General features: G+C 59.1%; 3 protein-coding genes. All 3 read left to right on the top strand.

Going from position 1 to position 1,759, the window contains the following annotated elements; all coding sequences use genetic code 11:
- Positions 1–236 precede the first annotated feature (236 nt).
- The 3 genes from Q8M88_RS10315 to Q8M88_RS10325 all read left to right on the top strand — a co-directional run bounded on the left by Q8M88_RS10315 (position 237) and on the right by Q8M88_RS10325 (position 1,652).
- Positions 237–533, top strand: a complete 297-nt coding sequence (locus tag Q8M88_RS10315; protein WP_210384643.1) for a hypothetical protein — start codon at positions 237–239, stop codon at positions 531–533.
- Between the two features lie 109 nt (positions 534–642).
- Positions 643–1,005 carry a copper-binding protein gene (locus Q8M88_RS10320; RefSeq protein WP_154453982.1) on the top strand — a complete coding sequence of 121 codons (363 nt, stop codon included), beginning with the start codon at positions 643–645 and terminating at the stop codon, positions 1,003–1,005.
- A 206-nt stretch (positions 1,006–1,211) separates the two neighbouring features.
- Positions 1,212–1,652 (top strand): DUF411 domain-containing protein, encoded by a 441-nt coding sequence (locus tag Q8M88_RS10325; protein ID WP_154453983.1) that lies wholly within the window; start codon positions 1,212–1,214, stop codon positions 1,650–1,652.
- Positions 1,653–1,759 lie beyond the last annotated feature (107 nt).

A 1,759-nucleotide genomic window follows, 5' to 3' on the forward strand; every position in this document is an offset into this window, starting at 1 on the left:
AATGCTTAGACTCTCTATTGCCTTAGCGACGATGCTGGCCCTATCCGTCCCCACAATGGCCCAAGAGATGCAGGAGCAAGATCCGCAGATTCACGGAATGGTCCCCGGCGGGCATAGCCGTCACGGGCATCGCGATTGGAGCACTCCGGGTCAACACAGGCATAATGTGTGCTGGCATCGCCATAACGGACAATGGGTGTGGGTCTGCCGCTGACGGGGGGAGGCCTCGTGATTGAATGCATATTCAACATGAAGCCGCGCATATCGTAATCCCTTTCAGCTATATAGGAACGACCCGACTGGGGCTTTGTTCTGGGGCCGTTTCTTATAGGAAAGCGGCCCTGCGCCAAGAAGGTCTCAGAGCGCCGTTATGTGCCGAAACGGTCGGCGTCAGCATGGCGGGTCTCGTGCCGATCCTCTGGGGCGCAGGCGCCGGATCAGAAATCATGCAGCGTGTCGCCGTTCCGATGATTGGCGGGATGGCGCATTCGACGGCTCTGATGCTTGTCGTCATCACTCGGTCTATACGCTGATTAAGCGCTTTGGCCGCCGCGCGACGATGAAACAGCATGGTTGTCGAAGACGCTGGCCATTCGATCCGCGTTTCAAAGCGCGGAATGATGTTCACCAAGGAGAGAAATAATGCAGAACCTTCCTCATCACCGCGTCAAACTCGTTGCGGTTCTCGCTGCTTCGGCGATCGTCCCCACGCTCTGCGCGACAAAAGTCGGCGCGGTCGAATCCGCGCAACGGCTCGTCGTCGCCCAAGCCGCAGACAAGGCGTCTGGCGACGGCCTCATCAAGGGCGTCAATGCAACCGAGCGCAAGCTCCTGATCACGCACGGGCCGATCGCCGCGTTGAATTGGCCCGGCATGACGATGGCTTTCGGCATCGCGCCCGGCATCGACCTCACGGGCTTGGCGCCGGGAGCCAAAGTGACGTTCACCCTGAGCCGCGATGCAAAAGGCCTCTATGTCATCGACGAAATTCGCCGCATGGAGTGAGCGGACGATTGCAAAAGGGGAAATTAGCCACTGATGGAATCAGACGGGACGATGAGCGGTTGGGGCATGTCGAGCATGGGACCCTTCTGGATTTTGATGCCGGTAGCCCTGATTCTCGCGATAATAGTGCTCATCAAATACTTGCTCGAGTGAATCGACGAGCGCAGGTCGACGCGGCCTGCTTGGCTTCCTTCCAGGAGACTGACATGTCAAAATCGAAAACAAGTTTGGCCATCGTCTTCGCCCTTGGCCTTAGTGCGCCGCTTGCGGCCCTTGCTCAAGACATCGTCGCATGGCGCTCGCCATCCTGTGGATGCTGTCGCCTATGGGCAAAGCGTCTCGAAGATGCGGGCATGAAGGTCACGATGATCGATGTGAGGGATATCGCCAAGATCAAGAAAGAGCATGGCATAACGCCCGAACTCGCCTCTTGCCACACCGCCATTGTGGAAGGCTACACGATCGAGGGTCACGTGCCGGCGAGCGAAATAAAGCGGCTGCTGGCGGAGCGGCCCGACGCGATCGGGCTGAGCGTTCCTGGAATGCCTGCGGGTTCGCCAGGCATGGAGCAGGGCGCGGCCGCATCTTACAACGTGCTGCTCGTGAAACGCGACGGCTCGACTGAAGTGTTCGCGCGCTATCCATAAGGTCTGCGCGAGCGCAGGCGGAAGACACCCGGGGATATGGACGACGGGGTTGACCATGATCGACACGATGATCCCGCTACCGACAACTGGCGCATTGTCCACGGCTG

The sequence above is a fragment of the Phenylobacterium sp. genome (assembly GCF_030693805.1).
Lineage (GTDB): Bacteria > Pseudomonadota > Alphaproteobacteria > Caulobacterales > Caulobacteraceae > Phenylobacterium.

Bases quoted from the DNA above. Each gene is read 5' to 3' on its own strand.
- Q8M88_RS10325 (WP_154453983.1), top strand. From the start codon at position 1,212: ATGTCAAAATCGAAAACAAGTTTGGCCATCGTCTTCGCCCTTGGCCTT.
- Q8M88_RS10320 (WP_154453982.1), top strand. From the start codon at position 643: ATGCAGAACCTTCCTCATCACCGCGTCAAACTCGTTGCGGTTCTCGCT.
- Q8M88_RS10315 (WP_210384643.1), top strand. From the start codon at position 237: ATGCATATTCAACATGAAGCCGCGCATATCGTAATCCCTTTCAGCTAT.